Annotated in this window: 17 protein-coding genes and 2 pseudogenes; 11 read left to right on the top strand and 8 right to left on the bottom strand. The window is 57.7% G+C overall.

All coding sequences use genetic code 11. The features are described 5' to 3' along the window. Positions 1-216: 216 nt before the first annotated feature. Positions 217-1,236, top strand: coding sequence for an alpha/beta hydrolase (locus A7J50_RS16900; protein WP_064452855.1), 1,020 nt, complete (start codon positions 217-219; stop codon positions 1,234-1,236). A 131-nt stretch (positions 1,237-1,367) separates the two neighbouring features. Here A7J50_RS16900 and A7J50_RS16895 read toward each other — a convergent pair whose 3' ends face one another. Together A7J50_RS16895 and A7J50_RS16890 are read right to left on the bottom strand one after the other, a co-directional pair. Further along, positions 1,368-1,709: a hypothetical protein gene (locus A7J50_RS16895; protein WP_064452854.1), complete on the bottom strand. Its 342-nt coding sequence runs from the start codon at positions 1,707-1,709 to the stop codon at positions 1,368-1,370. A 64-nt stretch (positions 1,710-1,773) separates the two neighbouring features. Then, positions 1,774-2,433: pseudogene (locus tag A7J50_RS16890) on the bottom strand (LexA family protein). An 87-nt stretch (positions 2,434-2,520) separates the two neighbouring features. Here A7J50_RS16890 and A7J50_RS16885 point away from each other — a divergent pair. The 9 genes and pseudogenes from A7J50_RS16885 to A7J50_RS16855 all read left to right on the top strand — a co-directional run bounded on the left by A7J50_RS16885 (position 2,521) and on the right by A7J50_RS16855 (position 6,392). Next, entirely contained in the window at positions 2,521-2,733 is a 213-nt protein-coding gene (locus A7J50_RS16885) for a transcriptional regulator (RefSeq protein ID WP_064452853.1), read from the top strand. Between the two features lie 226 nt (positions 2,734-2,959). Beyond that, positions 2,960-3,517, top strand: coding sequence for a hypothetical protein (locus A7J50_RS16880; protein ID WP_064454957.1), 558 nt, complete (start codon positions 2,960-2,962; stop codon positions 3,515-3,517). 162 nt (positions 3,518-3,679) lie between these two features. After that, entirely contained in the window at positions 3,680-3,913 is a 234-nt protein-coding gene (locus A7J50_RS16875; RefSeq protein ID WP_064452852.1) for a hypothetical protein, read from the top strand. Between the two features lie 132 nt (positions 3,914-4,045). Beyond that, a complete protein-coding gene (locus A7J50_RS16870; protein ID WP_064452851.1) occupies positions 4,046-4,243 on the top strand; it encodes a hypothetical protein in 198 nt (65 codons plus the stop codon). A gap of 84 nt (positions 4,244-4,327) precedes the next feature. Further along, the gene (locus tag A7J50_RS30800) at positions 4,328-4,474 is read left to right on the top strand and encodes a Com family DNA-binding transcriptional regulator (RefSeq protein WP_082895911.1); all 147 of its coding nucleotides are present in this window, start codon (positions 4,328-4,330) and stop codon (positions 4,472-4,474) included. Continuing rightward, positions 4,471-4,830 (top strand): hypothetical protein, encoded by a 360-nt coding sequence (locus A7J50_RS16865; RefSeq protein ID WP_064452850.1) that lies wholly within the window; start codon positions 4,471-4,473, stop codon positions 4,828-4,830. The genes A7J50_RS30800 and A7J50_RS16865 overlap by 4 nt, the downstream gene beginning before the upstream one ends. A gap of 59 nt (positions 4,831-4,889) precedes the next feature. Continuing rightward, positions 4,890-5,237: a hypothetical protein gene (locus tag A7J50_RS16860; RefSeq protein WP_064452849.1), complete on the top strand. Its 348-nt coding sequence runs from the start codon at positions 4,890-4,892 to the stop codon at positions 5,235-5,237. Positions 5,238-5,596: 359 nt separating this feature from the next. Then, positions 5,597-5,812 (top strand): annotated as a pseudogene (locus A7J50_RS31960) (hypothetical protein); the annotation flags it as partial. Positions 5,813-5,933: 121 nt separating this feature from the next. Next, the gene (locus A7J50_RS16855; RefSeq protein ID WP_064452848.1) at positions 5,934-6,392 is read left to right on the top strand and encodes an Hsp20 family protein; all 459 of its coding nucleotides are present in this window, start codon (positions 5,934-5,936) and stop codon (positions 6,390-6,392) included. Between the two features lie 158 nt (positions 6,393-6,550). On the opposite strand, the gene A7J50_RS16850 is transcribed toward A7J50_RS16855, so the two are convergent. Together A7J50_RS16850 and A7J50_RS16845 are read right to left on the bottom strand one after the other, a co-directional pair. Further along, positions 6,551-7,111 (bottom strand): fasciclin domain-containing protein, encoded by a 561-nt coding sequence (locus A7J50_RS16850; RefSeq protein ID WP_064452847.1) that lies wholly within the window; start codon positions 7,109-7,111, stop codon positions 6,551-6,553. A gap of 191 nt (positions 7,112-7,302) precedes the next feature. Beyond that, on the bottom strand, positions 7,303-7,827 hold the full coding sequence (locus A7J50_RS16845; RefSeq protein ID WP_064452846.1) for a GNAT family N-acetyltransferase: 525 nt from the start codon (positions 7,825-7,827) through the stop codon (positions 7,303-7,305). Positions 7,828-8,818: 991 nt separating this feature from the next. Between A7J50_RS16845 and A7J50_RS30795 the strand changes: the two genes are divergently transcribed. Next, a complete protein-coding gene (locus A7J50_RS30795; RefSeq protein ID WP_082895910.1) occupies positions 8,819-9,124 on the top strand; it encodes a putative quinol monooxygenase in 306 nt (101 codons plus the stop codon). A gap of 8 nt (positions 9,125-9,132) precedes the next feature. On the opposite strand, the gene A7J50_RS16835 is transcribed toward A7J50_RS30795, so the two are convergent. Genes A7J50_RS16835 through A7J50_RS16820 form a run of 4 tightly spaced genes read right to left on the bottom strand, consistent with a single transcriptional unit; the run spans position 9,133 to position 14,235 of the window. Then, the gene (locus A7J50_RS16835) at positions 9,133-10,182 is read right to left on the bottom strand and encodes a hypothetical protein (protein WP_064452844.1); all 1,050 of its coding nucleotides are present in this window, start codon (positions 10,180-10,182) and stop codon (positions 9,133-9,135) included. A gap of 11 nt (positions 10,183-10,193) precedes the next feature. Beyond that, positions 10,194-12,002 (bottom strand): hypothetical protein, encoded by a 1,809-nt coding sequence (locus A7J50_RS16830; protein ID WP_064452843.1) that lies wholly within the window; start codon positions 12,000-12,002, stop codon positions 10,194-10,196. A 3-nt stretch (positions 12,003-12,005) separates the two neighbouring features. Next, positions 12,006-13,292 carry a hypothetical protein gene (locus tag A7J50_RS16825; RefSeq protein ID WP_064452842.1) on the bottom strand — a complete coding sequence of 429 codons (1,287 nt, stop codon included), beginning with the start codon at positions 13,290-13,292 and terminating at the stop codon, positions 12,006-12,008. A 19-nt stretch (positions 13,293-13,311) separates the two neighbouring features. After that, positions 13,312-14,235, bottom strand: coding sequence for a hypothetical protein (locus tag A7J50_RS16820; protein WP_064452841.1), 924 nt, complete (start codon positions 14,233-14,235; stop codon positions 13,312-13,314). Positions 14,236-14,294 lie beyond the last annotated feature (59 nt).

Raw genomic sequence — 14,294 nt, 5'->3', positions numbered from 1 at the left:
GCGGAGAAGTCGCCTTCTCAACCTCAGCATAAGGGCGATGGTGTCCATTTAAAGCACGTGTGCGGCGATGCAAAAGCACCTTAGGCGACCTTCAGTTCAGCGCCGCGCCCGTGTGGCGTGAAGGCATCAACTAGATGGGAACAAAACACGAAGTGAACCGCTCAGTATAGTGTTGCCGCTTCGCGTTTTTCAGTCGGCGCGGCGTAAGGAGATCCTGTGTCCACTTCCACGCTGGCTTCACGCTTTTTAAGCACGTCCCGTCATACGACGTATTATTTAGAGTCGGGACCTGCCGATGGGCCATTGATGATGCTCCTACACGGCTGGCCGGAGCTCGGTCTGATTTGGCGTGCTCAGATGGAAGCGTTCGCTGCCCAAGGCTGGCACTGTGTCGCACCAGACATGCGCGGCTATGGAGGTTCTTCTTCGCCAACCGCCATCAATGCATACACGATTGAGAACATCGTGGCAGACATGACAGAACTTCATGATCATCTCGGTGGAATGCCCGCAATCTGGGTGGGCCACGATTGGGGCAGCGTTGTGGCTGGTGAGTTAGTCGCTCATGAGACTCATCGGAGCCGCGGCGTTGTGTTGATTTCGGTGCCGTATTTTCCCTATACGAATGCGCTGCCTACGCTCGTCCCGCTGGTTGACCGAGCGATCTACCCAACGGATCAGTATCCAGACGGTCAATGGGATTATTACCGCTATTACAACACGCACTTTGCGTCCGCAGTTGCTGATCTTGATGCGGACAAAGCAGCATCGCTGGCGTCGATCTACCGGCGAGGCGACCCTGCTAACATCGGCAGGGTTGCATCAAATGCCGAGGTGACCAGGAAAGGTGGGCGGTTTGGCAAAGCGCATCGGGCCCCAGCCACCCTACCAGACACCGCGCTCTGGCCAGAGACGGACTTCGCAGCACTGGTGAGGATTTTCGAGGAGCATGGTTTCCGCGCTCCGTGCGCGTGGTATCTAAACGACGATGCCAACATCGAGTACGCCCGCCGAGCGCCCAATGGCGGCCGCCTTTCATTACCCGTGCTGTTTGTAAATGGGGATTACGACCAGATGAATACCATTAAGGGTAATCAGTTGGGCGATCCAATGCGTGGCGTCTGCGCAGATCTCACCGTGACGAACATATCCGGCGGGCATTGGTTGCCAGTGGAGTGCAAGACAGAACTCGTTGAGGCCATAAGTACATGGTTACAGGGTAAAAAGTTTCGATGAGGATCGCGAAGCCGGGGAGCATCATAAGGAAAGCTAAGCAAGCAACGACCCCTACTTTGCTCCAGAAGTTTTGCTCACGCTATGCAGTCATTCGTTATCCCTGAATTTCTCCGCCAACCCCATTTTGGCGTCTATGGTTCGTGATACAAGAACATTCCCTTCTTGTCACTTTCATCAGCGGCACTCAGCGCTCGAGCCGCCAAGGCCATCGTTTCACGGTAGTGAAAGGTATACCGGGGAGGGAGCACAAGCACGCTTGTCCACGAGGGGTCGCCTTCTATAGCCAGCGGTAGGTTGTGGCAAACCAATTGATTCTCATCAGATCTACTGCCCAGCGCGGCTCTCAATTCCTTCGTCAGATCCGCGGCGCCGGGGCGCGTGTAGCAGTTAGCTAACACAAGGCCATAGGCCTTCAGCGCGCCCAAAATCTCACCTTGGTCCGACTCATCATTCAGCACAGCAACTATTGGCATATCGCACTCCTTGCAATACAGATTTACGAATCTCGACCACCGAATGTAACAACAGGGTTAGCACTCAGTAAAACTTCTGCAGCGTCTGCACAACTACGCCCACGATCCGGCAGTTCTCGTCTACCGCCTCAATTGGGTGGCTAGGGTTCAGCGGTTTTAAGAACAGCCGACCACCATCGCTGACCAGCTTCTTGAAAGTGGCTTCATTGCTGTCTGGCAGCTTGGCCACGACCAGCTTACCGGGTGCGACCTCTGCCTCTGTGTCTACCAGGATCAGCGTGCCTTCGGTGATGCTTTAGCCGGCGGGCGCCGTCATCGAGTCACCTTTGACAGTCAGCCAGAACGCAGGGCCTTTGGAGTCGTACTCGGAGAACTCGTAGCTGTCCGAGAATCCGGCCGGGTAGGGCTCTACGGCTTCCGCCCAGGCGCCGGCGGCAACCCAGCTGATTACTGGGTAGCGGAATGATTTGGTGGGCTGGGCGGCAACTGAGATGTTGGGTTCTGAGGCGCTCACACCAATCATTGGCCCGGTGTTTTCCGAGAGCCAAATAGCGTTCACACCGCACACGTGCGCGATCTTCGGGAGGTGTGCGCTTTGAAGGTTTTTTCCGGTCTCCAGCTGGGAGATTACCGGCTGCTCAACACCCACTTTTAAGGCGAGTGCCTTCTGCGTCAGCTTGGCGTGGGTGCGTGCGGTTTTGATTCGTTGGGCGAGTGTGCTCATGAGCTGAAATTTATAAGTTCACTTATTGTCTTGCAAATAAGTTTTCTTTTACTTTGGATATAAGCAGGCTTATCAGGAGGGGCGCTCATGACCCCTATCGAAAGGCTCGTCGACTTCTTCGGCGGGCAAACCAAAACAGCTTTGGCCCTCGACGTCTCCCAGGCCGCGGTTTCGTACTGGGTTTCCGGGATTCATCCGATGGGTGCCGAAAAAGCATTTAAGGCTGAAGAGCTGACCGGCGGAAAGATTACGGCTCGCGAGCTGTGTATGCGCCAAAGAGACATCCAGTCGGTCGCCTGACATGACAACCGCGCTCCTCGATCCATGTAGCCAGTATCGGCGCAACCGGTCTGCGAAGTAAGAAACCTGAAGTCGCTGGAGTTTTATCCAGTGGGTTTTGAATGGGCTGAAACGTGGAGCAGGGCAGGGAGGTTCACGCCGTTGCGCTGAATTACAGGCAATAAAAAAGCCGACGTACGAGGTCGGCTTCTTCAAAAGCTTTATGCGAGAGAAATCATGCCAAACATTGTTCCGATACACAACCCTCGGGGATTCACCCGTATGGACAGTTCGGGCGCTCGCGGCCGAGACCAATACGTCCGCCGGCGGCTGTGACTTCGAGCCGAAGGTGCAGTGCGCCAAGCAGAAGGGTGAGGTCGTCGGCAAGGAGGCGGCGTTCCTCCAGGACTGCAGGGTGTTCGGTCGCCTGCACAGGGCGCTCACTCCGGCGCACTGGCGAGCACTTGTGGCGAAGTACTCGACACACCAGGAGCGCAAGCACGGCGCCATCCTGGAATTGCTGAACTCGGTGAAGACACCGGCGCCGAAACGTTTCCGGGAATGCGCAGTGCTGACCTGGGCCATTCCGCAGGTTGCAGGCGCCGAGGGCAAGCGCTCCGCCGCGGTGCTGCCGGCCGCCTGGTACGACATCACCAATTGGGACAACGACGGCAAACCGGAGTCGACCCGGTACCGGTGGCGTTCAGGGATCCGCAAGACGCTTGATGACCAGGTGAATGAGGCGCTCACTGCCGCTCAGGAACTGCTTGATGCGGAAGGGTTAATCGAAAGTTGTGTGGCGTAGCAGAAAGCCGTTGCAATGAGTGAGAGAGTGTTTACCCATCCTATCGATCTTGCGCGTTAGGGGTTCACACTGCAAAGCCCGGCTTATATGTCGGGCTTTTTATTGCGCTCAGTTTGTGCAAGGTCGAAAATAGAGCTTCCGACTATAAACTGGGAGAGCGTCATGGTTTTGCGTGGCATGGCACAGATGCATGTCGACGACTTGGCGGAACGGTTCAAGAAGTTGGTTGTAGGGCAGGCTGGTAAAGTGAATATTCATTTTGCGTGGGTTGTTTTTTATCAGGGCCGAATGTTCGGGGCTTATTCAACGGCCGAGCTTGCGCTGGAGAAAATAACGGACATCGAGCACTGCATTAGCATCGACGAGGCCCCAGTCCCTCAAGCCTCAGACGACTAAAGTTTTCATTAAGCCCCGCCTAGGACGGGGCTTTTTGCTTTTCGCCGTTCGTCCAGTGTTCGGCACTCACTGCAACCTGCCGACTACCATGTTTAAGCACGGATATTCCGAGTGTTTGAACGGAGAGGCAGCATGGATATTGATAAGAGTGCCCCAGGCAATATTTCGCAGCAGGAAGTGACACGCGGCACGGACAACGAAGCGGGTCACGACCCTCGCCGGGATGAGCGCGAGATCCGGCCGCCTCAGAATGATGATCCCTCCCTTGAAGAGGATATGTCGGACGTGGACGCTGCCGATTCAGTGGCGAGCGAGCATCCCGATAACTGACGAGTTTCATGTCAACGAGCCCGGCCATCGCGTCGGGTTTTTTATTGCCCAAGGAAAGGGCGATTCAGCAAAAAGAATTTGCAGATGTTGAAAGAATTCAGATGCGGTAACTGCAATAGACTTCTCGCCCGTACGGGTGGGTTTACCCACATTACGAGCCTCGGCATTTGCCCGGGCTTTCTTGATGGCTCCTTGATATATTGCCGCCTTCAACGGCGGAGGGAACCATGAAAAAATCAATACTAAGCATTTTGCTGAGTGCGGTCGCAGTGTCTGGCTGCACCATGCGAGTGGCTGACGTGACGGTAGTCAGTACCAAGAACTACAACATCAACGGTGGCGATTTCGTAAAGGGTAAGCGCGTCGTTGGTGAAGATAGCTATCCGGTGATCATATTTCCGCTGGGCTTCCCGAACGTGAAGACAGCCATGGACCGGGCCATTGAAAAAGACCCGTGTGCGGTTGGGCTGTCGGATGCTGTTGTGTACGACGTGAACCACTCGTTTCTGTTCGGCGTCGTCAAGTCCAGAGTCGAAGGTGACCTGATCATTGATCGGTCAAGAAGTGGCTGTAAAAACAGAGTTTAGATAAATCACAATTCCTGAGGCCCGCCACTGCGCGGGCTTTTTCGTTTCTGGAGTATCGGATGGATCCTACTGACCTCGGCCCAGGCACAGCTACCTGGCTGGGCGGCCTGCTTTGGCTTCGCAGATTCCTTTCAAAGGATGCGACTGACCGCGCGATGGACAGCGCCGATATTGGCACGCTGAAGCGCCTAAACGAGCTGCTGAACCAAAAGTGGGCCGCCCGCAAAGAGGCTGAGGCCCACGCCGATCAATTCGCGAAAGAGCGGAACGACCTGGCCGCCGCTGTCGGCCGCATGGAAGGCAAGATCGAAGTGCTGACCAGCCAGGTCGCTCAACTCACTGACCGCGTGACGCAGCAGAGCGACGAGATCACTCGCCTGCGCACCAAGCTGGGAGGAATCGCCTGATGGACAGATGCGCATTGGAATTTATCGCTCGCCGCTGGTGGCGCCGGGCCGAGGTCTGGGCAATCGCGGTCAACGACTGCGGCCCAGGCTGCCGACAAAGCGGATGAAGCCCTCAACCGGGTATCGCAGTAATGCGCGCCACGTTTTCGAACGTGCCAAGGTGTGGCGCCGCTATTGAGCTAGCCGTTTGTATTGAGGGATCCCTGAATACTGTGAAGCGCGTACTAAAGTTCATGCTCTACTTCGTGCCATCCCGTATACGCCATCCCACACAGTGGCGTTGGCATAGTAGTCGCGGGGTGTCTCTTTATTCTTACTGAGGCCCAGGCAGGGGTTCTCGCGCTCAGTGAGTCCCCATTCCGGTATTGCCCGGGAAAGCGCCAGGCGCCTTTCTGCTGCACCACCTGCACGGCAGGCCGTCCGAGATCATCGTCTAGGGTGGCCCCTGGCACGACCGCACGCGTCTGATCCTCAGGTACGCGGATGCGAAATGGACCAGTTTTGTCAATGGAAAGCTTCAGAGGCCATCAGCGGGGCCACCTGCCGAGAACCTCGTTAACCACGGCTTTGCCTAGGCATTGTAAAATTTTTTATCTGCCCTCTTGAAATTTTTTCCGTCGCACATAAATTTTTATCACGCGACGCCGAATGCGGGTCGCGCACTTAATCACTTGGATTTAATCAGGAGATTTAGAGATGGCTACTACCCTTTCGTTGGCCCCGCTGTTCCGTCAATCTGTGGGCTTCGATCGTTTCAATGACCTGTTTGAGTCGGCGCTTCGCAGCGAGGCTCCGAATACCTATCCGCCTCATAATGTGGAAAAGCATGGTGATGACGAATACCGTATTGTCATCGCAGTAGCTGGGCTCACTGAAGCGGATCTGGATATCCAGGTCGAGAAGGGGGTTTTGACAGTCGTTGGCGACAAGCGTGAAACCGGGAAAGAAGTAACTTATCTGCACCAGGGCATCGCGCAACGAGCATTCCGGTTGTCATTCCGTCTGGCGGATCACATTGAGGTTCGCGGTGCTTCGATGAACAACGGACTGTTGAGCATTGACTTGCTGCGCGTGATTCCTGAAGAAGCCAAACCGAAAAAAATCGCTATCGGTGGCGAAGCTACGCCCGAGCTGCGTCAGGTTGGCTTGCAGTAAGTTGGCGGTAAAAAAGGCGCTCTTAGTAGCGCCTTTTTTTGTGGCCTGGAGTGAAGGCTTAGCCCTATGTACAGAGCCTGCGAACCTCTGGAGCCGTTTCCTTGACATACACGTCCCAACATCCGGCAAGCGCTGCGCCTGCCGGGTGTGAAGAGCGTTTAAGGCATCAAGACCGAGTCGACAACGTGGATCACGCCGTTGGACTGCATCACGTCTGCGATGCTGATACCGGCTTTGCCGCCCTTGGCATCGACTACCCACAGTTTGCCGTCGTGCAGTTTGATATTCAGCGACTCGCCTTGAACGGTTTTCAGCACAACGGTGCCTCCGTTCTTTTTGGCGTCGGCCATCAGCTGTGCCGATGTGTGAGTGCCAGGCACAACATGGTAGGTGAGGATTTTAGTCAGGTCGGCTTTGTGTTCAGGCTTGACCAGCGTGTCGACGGTACCTGCCGGCAGCTTGGCAAAGGCTTCGTTTGTTGGTGCGAATACGGTGAAAGGCCCTTTACTGTTGAGCGTATCAACCAGTCCGGCGGCCTTGACTGCCGCAACGAGTGTTGTGTGGTCCTTTGAGTTGACCGCGTTTTCTACGATGGTTTTGCTGGGGTACATCGCTGCGCCTCCGACCATCACGGTGTCGGCGGCAAAGCTGAGCGTTGCGGTGACGGAGAGAATCGAGAAGCAGGCGGCTGCAGCAAGTTTTTTGTAAAAAGCGTGCATGATGTATCTCCTTGGCTCTTATGCCCTCCGAGTGAGGGTATTGAATCTACGAGCCAACGATCAAAGTGGATGCACCGGTTCATAAAATAATTTTTCAAGGACTGCGCGGGCCTGTTCAGGCCTGTGGGTTGCTGCCAATGATGTGCCACCCACACCAGGGCGCGCATAACAAAAAACGCACCCCTTCTTGCCTAGCTCAACCGGGTAAAGGGCAACCCATACCTCACCTCTACCAGTGCTGCACCGCCGCGCTGAAGATTACGCTCACTGCCTGTTTCCTCCACGCATCCGGCCCTGCGATAAAATCGGATAGCCCTTTCATTACCGGTCAACACCCAAAGCGTTAAACGCTGATATCCCTGCTCAATCAAGCACTGCAAACCTGCTTTCCACAAGGCCAGCCCGACGCCGGTTTGCCAATGGCTGGCTAACACATAGATGGCCATGACCTCACCTGCGTTCCCCTCGGCGGTATCTTCGTCACGGCTGGCGCCGACTGATATCCAGCCAACGACCTGCTGGTTCAGCTCCGCGACAAATACGTTCGACTCGGCCGATTCAATCGAGCGAATCCAGGATGATTCACGCTGAGCCAGCGTTGCGTCCAACGCGTTCAAGTATTCGGCAGGCATCAGGTCGCGATACGCTTGCTGCCAACTGCTGATGTGCACCTGGGCGATGGCCTTTGCGTCGCTGGGTAATGCTTGACGAATCATTGATGAACTCCTTGTTCGGGCACTGAACGCCCTGTAGTCAATCCAGTAAGCACGGCGATAAACAAACAGGTTATGACGCCCCTACGCAGCTGCGTTGGAAACCGCGATATCGCGGTTTTTTATTGCCTGGAGGAAAGCAGGGGCGAAGCGCGTGGTATTGGCTTCGTCCAACCCAAAAGCACCCAGCGTAGTCCAGCACAGTTTTCTGTCAGTTCGGTTACCGCAGGCGCGCTTTGACGGGCCTTGCAACTCAATCGTTACGATAAACAACCCGTCTAGATCAATGGTTGCAACGCAATTCAGGGTTGCCACAGGTGGTTTTGGCCGTTAACCTGAAAATGTATGAATTGTTACGAATAGTTTCGTGCATGACCTGTTTCGGGTCACGCGACTTCAGGATGAGGAACGAAAAATGTTTTCACACGAAGGTCCCGCAATAGAGCTGTTGCTGTTCATTTTTGGCTTGGCAGGCCTGCTTTTGGTCGTTTGGTTTTTTCACCACCGATACGAGCGAAAGAACGGGAAAGGCGTAAAAAAACAACAAAATCGTAACGAAAGGCGCTCAGCGTAAGCGGTTGCTTACGATCAGGTCGGGCCGGGTTGGAGCAGTGGCGGCTTCCATCATGAGAAGTGGCCAGGCTCCGAGCGGGGTGCGGACTGGCAGCAAGCGATGCTTGAATACGCCGTGTACCGTGTTCCAGCGAGCAAAATTTGCTCAGGCCTGACGGCTACGACTACAGCGCCGGTAAACACGTGCAGTGGGCTCATGATGCGAAGGTGATTGCAGCGCATAAAGCCACCGTTTACCGGACAAAGAAAAGCCCACGATGGGGGCGCGGGCTTAAAAGGTGTTCACTTAGGAGCTGGGTTAAGCCTAGGCGCTCAACTGTGAAAACCCTGTGAAATAAAAGTGCCTGTTACGTCTTTTGCCGCCCGCTCTTTGCTCACGTACTGTGCGGGTTCCCTATCCAGCCTATGCAACGGTGTTTTCATGTCAGATGAAGTTCGGCTTGTCGTGATTATCCATACCCAGCCCGGTAAAGGTTCGCAGCAGTTGGCCGCATTCGAAGGGCTGGCGCCCAAGGTCAGGGCCGAGCATGGCTGCCTGCAATATGATTTGCACCCGGTTGCGGGCAACCAAGACAGTTTTGTCCTGATCGAAACGTGGGCTTCCCAGGACGCACTGGATGCCCATCATCTGGCCGCTCATATGGTGGAAGCGGCCAGGCACAATCCCTCTTTTCGTGCCGGGCCCGCTACCGTTTTGATGTTAGACGCTGCGGTCTTGCCTGCATAAGGCGGCGTTCAGAGCTGCACCCGGCGTAACCGGCCACTCAATGGCACCACCGTGTTGTCGGGTGTGGGTATGCGCCGGCCGGCCAGCCCCATGCCTTCGCTCACTAACACCGCGCCTTGCACCACACACAGGTTGGACGGCGTATCCAGCCCGCGCGCCAATACTTCGACCGGCCCGGTGTGCAGGTTGCAACGCAACAATCGCCCACTGAATCGAGTAAAACCGCCATGCAGCGGCTCGCCGCTCCAGTCCGGCGGCAAGGGTTGTTGCAGGTGGTTGCATAGCTCCAGCACCAGCAGGTTGCCCTGCGGGCACAGCGCCAGGCCCGTGGGCAATTGCAGGCCACGTATCACCACCTCAATCTGCCCGCTGGCCGGGTGCACTCGGACCACTTGGCCTGCGAAGTCGGCAAAGTCGATGCCCTTGCGCGCCGGGTCGCCGTGCAGCTCCCCGGAGAACAGGCTGATCAGCACCGCGTCTGTCTGCGGTTCATACACCAGGGTCACGGGGACGGCTTCCTGGCCCATGTCCAGTTCGGGCAATTGCACCAGCACCTGTTCGTCCTGGCCGTCGCGAAACTCCACCAGTTGGTTGGTATCGGGCTTGACCGCCAGCCAACTGTTGCGGGTCGGGTGATAACACAGCGCATTCAAATTGCCACGGCTGTGAAACACCGGCTCGGGCGGGCTGTATTGCAGGTCGAGCAGTTTGGAGCCGCCGACATAATCGGTCTGGCTGGCCAGGCAACGGCCGCCGCCGCAGGCAATGTCCGACAACCCCATGATTTCATCACGCAGCATGCGCGCCTGCATGTTCATGGCGCGAAAGCCTTGTGCGAGGGTCTCGCTGGGCAGATAGGCACCGGGCTGCAACGGGTCGGGTCGTAGCCGACTGACGCGGCCGCTGAACGGCTGGTCCGCCAGGCCTGAGCCGGCCTCGGCCAGTAGCAGGCTGCCATCGGCTTGCACGCACACACCGCGTGGGTTGAGCAGGCTCTCGGCGATCAGTGTGCTGGGGCGCAGGTTTTCTATGGGCTGCGCCGGGATATGCAGGGTCATGGGCGTTGCTCCTATTGCGGCGGCTGCCAAGGGCTGCCGGTGAGATAGGCGCGCAGCAGCGCCCGTTGGGCCGGCGACATCGAACGCACCACCGGCATGAACAGTGTGGTGCCTTTGTAGGCGTCCGAAGTGCGCGCGAGGATGGCGTTCTTCGCGCCCATGATCGCGTCGGGTTGGTTCAGCGGGATGTAGCGGGACATGGCGGGGAAGGCCAGATAGTGAAAGCGCAGCACGTTCGGGTACATCTGCTGCCAGGTGATGATGCTGCCCTTGGGAATGCCGAAGTCGGTCTGGGCATATTTGCGCAAGTTGGTGAAGAAGGCGCCGTCGTCCACGCCATTGGCCGTGCAGGTCAGCGCGACAAAGCCTGCCTGGCTGGCGCTGCCGGGTTTGAGGGTGACCGGAAAACTCACCGTCTGTTGGCCGGCATTGACGGTCAGTGACGTCGGAAAGTTGAGGAAGTCGGTGTATTGCTTTTGATCATAAACCCCAGGTGCGCTGGCCCCCAGGCTGACCTTGGTGGCGTTGGGCACCGGCCCGCCCAGGTAGCTGACCTGTAACGTGATGGTCAGGCCATTGGGGTAATCCTCCAGGTACACATTGCGCTGATCGGCGTATACCCGATAGGTCGATTCGGTCGCGTTGAGTTTTTGACCGTTCACCGGGTTGGGCGCGGTGATGTTCAACGCGGTGGTCTTAACGGCTTGCTGCTGGCTGGCATTGAGCGCCACGTCGACGATGCCGCCGTACACGTAGTAATTGACCAACGGGCTGGTGGTTGGGTTGAGGGTCATCAACGCGGCCGCGCCAGCGGAAATCGTCACCGGCCCGTAGTTCGCATTCGGCCCGATAGGGCTGGTGATGTCGTCCCGCACGGCCCGGAAGGTTTGCTTGGGGATGACGTTGACCATATCGAGGCTCAGCAAGCCATTGTTGCCCAGGGCCGCATAGGCGGCATTGCCCGTGACCTGGTTGACCAGTTGCCGACCTGGCTGGCAGCCCGACGGCTCGCCGGCAAACGCCGGGGCCAGGGTACCGATCACGCGGCCGATGCTTGGGTTGGGCGTGTATTTACCCGCCGCGTAATCCGCGTCCAGTTGCGCGGTGGTCATCTGCGGGCACATCTCGAACATCACGAAACGCAGGACAATGCCGGTCGCCCCCGGGGCCTGGATGATCGCCTTGAGGCCGCTGCTGTTTTGGTTCCAACTGACGATGCTGCTCAGCGGGAAGGTCAGCTGGAACGTGCCGCTGGCATGGAACGAGCCCGGCGCGTCCATCTTCGCCGGGTCGAGCACACGGCCGGTCACGTCGAAACTGCTGCACACCGCATTGCAGCGGATCAGCAACTGGATATTGTCACTGCTGCCGATTTGCAGGCCGCCGACGAATATCTGTGTGGTGGTCGAGGCGCTGGGGTCGAGGTCTACCATCATCGGGCCGGACACCGGGCCTTGTCCGGTGACCGGGTCCACCGAGCCCAGCAGGTACACGGGCTGGCCGACCTGGTCGCCGGTGGTGCTGATGTTGCCCGGCGCACCTTGGGAACTGATCAAGGCGTTCTGCATGTCCACCACATGCTGGCCATAGTGGTTCCAGCCGCCAGCGGTGTAGTAGTTGCCGGCCGGCGCGTTGATCATGTTGTTCAACTGGTCATCGGTATACGGCTGCGCACCTGGCGCGAGGGTCGACGTGGTCAGGTCGAACAGCGGCCAGTTCGGGTTGCCGTTGAAGGGAATGGTCGGTGAGTTGTTCGGCAAACTCACGTCCGTGCGGATGCCGCCCCAGAAATTCAGTCGTGGTCCATTGAGGATGCTCATGGTCTATTCCTTGTCCGTGGCGTGTGGGGTGACAGGCGGATTGGCGAATTTGAACAGGTAGGAAAAGTCGGATTTGAACGCGCTCTTCACCGGTGTCGCCATGGAGTGGCAGTTCATGCAACTGCTGTTGGGCTGGATGTAGCTTTCCATGGTCACGTTGGCCGACAGCGCCGGTGTCGGTTGGCCCAGCGGGTTACTCGGGTTGTTCGGCATCAATGGGCGCTGGGTGGTGATGAGCTGGTAGTACTTCAATACGCTGCGTTGCAGGCCGGGGTTGGCCTGGTAATTGGCGTTCACCCAGCCTGTGGCATCGGCAATCGGTGTCACGCGGTTCAGTGGGTTCGGCGTCTGGAACGTAGTACCGGGTTTGGGCACGCAGACCAGTTGCGTGCCCTGGGTTTGCCAGTTGCACGGTGACTGGTTGAGCGTCGCAGCAGGCGCGAGCGGGTTGTAGTAGGAATAGGCGGTGCCGGCGACAGGCTGGTCGACCCATTGGCCATTGACCTTGGCCTTGGGCGGCACGTTTTCGATTTGCTCGAAGGTCGACCAGATCCACTGCGGGTAGCCATTGACCTTGGTGATGATATGCAGGCCCACCAGCCCGAGGTAAGCCTCGGTCACCCCGGTGCGTTGGCCCTGGTTATTGAAGGTGGCCACGCGCGCGAACTGCGTCAGGTAATGGCTGGCGTTGTCCTTGGGCGTAAGCATGCGCCAGCTCGATTTGATCTCGATGACCCCGTTGGGGAAGCTGATGTTGCTGGCTTTGGACACCACGTTGGCGTTGTAGAAATTGTTGCCCACGATGTAGTTATAGGAAGCCTGGTTGGCCGAGATGTCGTAGTAGGTCGGGTTGCCCGCCTGGTCGATCAACCAGCCGCCGACGGCCTGGTCGATGGAGTTGACCAGTGAGCTGTTCTTCAGCGCAGCGATGTTGATGATGCCCAGGCTGCGAGCGGTCAGCGGGCTGTTCCAGGGCCCTGGGTTGGCGGCTCCCGGCAGGAAGATTTCGCTGACGGTTTTGTAGGTCTGCCACACCGTGTAGCCGGCATCGCCCGGTTGTTTGTTGCAGTTGGGCGTGCCGCGTTGCCCGTCCTGGGCAGGCCAGTTCAAGGCGATAAACATCTGCCAGCTGTATTGATCGAACTGGTCCTGCGGGGCAGTGGCGGCGGGTGCGCTGCTGGGCGGCTGGCAATTGAGCTGCGTGGCCAGCGTCGACGCCTGAGGCGCCTCCCGGGCTTGGGCCGACAGGCTGACCAGCCCGAGTAACATCACACGGAATAACGTTTTCATGGCGATCCGTCCTTGTGGGTCAGGGTTTGCGCTGCATGAGCTGGTTCCACTGCGCCTTGTGGCCGTTGCTTTGGGACGCCGGCGGTTCGAACAGCTGGCAAGGCGGCGGGTTCGACGGGCACATCGCGGCTACTTGGTCCCAGGTCTGTTTCGGGTCGGGTCTGGCGATACGGAAATTCGTGTAGTTCTGGCTCACGATGGGCGCATTCGCGACGCTGGCGTCCCCCGAAAAGAAGAATGACTGGGGCAAACGGTAGGGCGGCGACCCCGACTGTTGTTTGTTGAAGGCATACCCGAACAGGATCGGCCCCGCCGGTGATTGCAGGTCCAGCGCATACGCCTGCACGCTGCCGTTGAGGTTTTTGCTGCGCGCGGCGCTGTACGGCAGGTGTTCGATAAAGCTTTGGCGTGGCGGATGATTCATCGGTGAAAACATGCAGCAGGCCGGCATGTCTTTCGGGCGGTCCTGCGGATACGTCAGGAAGTACGCCTTGTTGCCTAGGGACACGAACGAGCAGGTGTAGTTGTTGTTCTTGATCGGGAAGATCGGGAGGCAGTACTTCTCGTAGTGCTCCATCATCGCGCCGAAGCCGTCGCCGTCCGCTGGGATGTAGGCGGTGTCGTAGTAGCTGGTGCCCTTGGAAACAGTGTAATCCGCAGGCGTGAGGGTGGAAGGTGGATTGCTGTAGGGCGGCGGGTTTTTCTCGTAGTTGTTCATCACCCGGTACATCGTCCAGTCGCTGATCCATTGCGCCGGAAAAAACGGATCGGACGGGTCGCCGGGCGCGCGTTCGGCAATGCAGTTGCCGTTCTGTTGATTACATCCCTCGCTGTTGTGCACCCCGTTGGTGAAGTACACGGCGCCGCTGTCGTCTGCGGCAAACGCGCCAGGGCTGAGCAGCAGTATCAGCAGCAACAGTCGGCTTAAGAGGCTGGTGTTCATAGGACACTCCTGTGGTGTGCCGGGTGATTGTTACGCCACCCGGCGATCCTGTGTGTGGC

The organism is Pseudomonas antarctica (genome assembly GCF_001647715.1).
GTDB classification, from domain to species: Bacteria; Pseudomonadota; Gammaproteobacteria; order Pseudomonadales; family Pseudomonadaceae; genus Aquipseudomonas; species Aquipseudomonas antarctica_A.
Note: the sequence above shows the minus strand (reverse complement) of the source record. Positions and strands in the feature narration are given on the sequence as shown.

Bases quoted from the DNA above. Each gene is read 5' to 3' on its own strand.
- A7J50_RS16895 (WP_064452854.1), bottom strand. From the start codon at position 1,709: ATGCCAATAGTTGCTGTGCTGAATGATGAGTCGGACCAAGGTGAGATT.
- A7J50_RS16885 (WP_064452853.1), top strand. From the start codon at position 2,521: ATGACCCCTATCGAAAGGCTCGTCGACTTCTTCGGCGGGCAAACCAAA.
- A7J50_RS16875 (WP_064452852.1), top strand. From the start codon at position 3,680: ATGGTTTTGCGTGGCATGGCACAGATGCATGTCGACGACTTGGCGGAA.
- A7J50_RS16870 (WP_064452851.1), top strand. From the start codon at position 4,046: ATGGATATTGATAAGAGTGCCCCAGGCAATATTTCGCAGCAGGAAGTG.
- A7J50_RS30800 (WP_082895911.1), top strand. From the start codon at position 4,328: ATGTTGAAAGAATTCAGATGCGGTAACTGCAATAGACTTCTCGCCCGT.
- A7J50_RS16865 (WP_064452850.1), top strand. From the start codon at position 4,471: ATGAAAAAATCAATACTAAGCATTTTGCTGAGTGCGGTCGCAGTGTCT.
- A7J50_RS16860 (WP_064452849.1), top strand. From the start codon at position 4,890: ATGGATCCTACTGACCTCGGCCCAGGCACAGCTACCTGGCTGGGCGGC.
- A7J50_RS16855 (WP_064452848.1), top strand. From the start codon at position 5,934: ATGGCTACTACCCTTTCGTTGGCCCCGCTGTTCCGTCAATCTGTGGGC.
- A7J50_RS16850 (WP_064452847.1), bottom strand. From the start codon at position 7,111: ATGCACGCTTTTTACAAAAAACTTGCTGCAGCCGCCTGCTTCTCGATT.
- A7J50_RS16845 (WP_064452846.1), bottom strand. From the start codon at position 7,827: ATGATTCGTCAAGCATTACCCAGCGACGCAAAGGCCATCGCCCAGGTG.
- A7J50_RS30795 (WP_082895910.1), top strand. From the start codon at position 8,819: ATGTCAGATGAAGTTCGGCTTGTCGTGATTATCCATACCCAGCCCGGT.
- A7J50_RS16835 (WP_064452844.1), bottom strand. From the start codon at position 10,182: ATGACCCTGCATATCCCGGCGCAGCCCATAGAAAACCTGCGCCCCAGC.
- A7J50_RS16830 (WP_064452843.1), bottom strand. From the start codon at position 12,002: ATGAGCATCCTCAATGGACCACGACTGAATTTCTGGGGCGGCATCCGC.
- A7J50_RS16825 (WP_064452842.1), bottom strand. From the start codon at position 13,292: ATGAAAACGTTATTCCGTGTGATGTTACTCGGGCTGGTCAGCCTGTCG.
- A7J50_RS16820 (WP_064452841.1), bottom strand. From the start codon at position 14,235: ATGAACACCAGCCTCTTAAGCCGACTGTTGCTGCTGATACTGCTGCTC.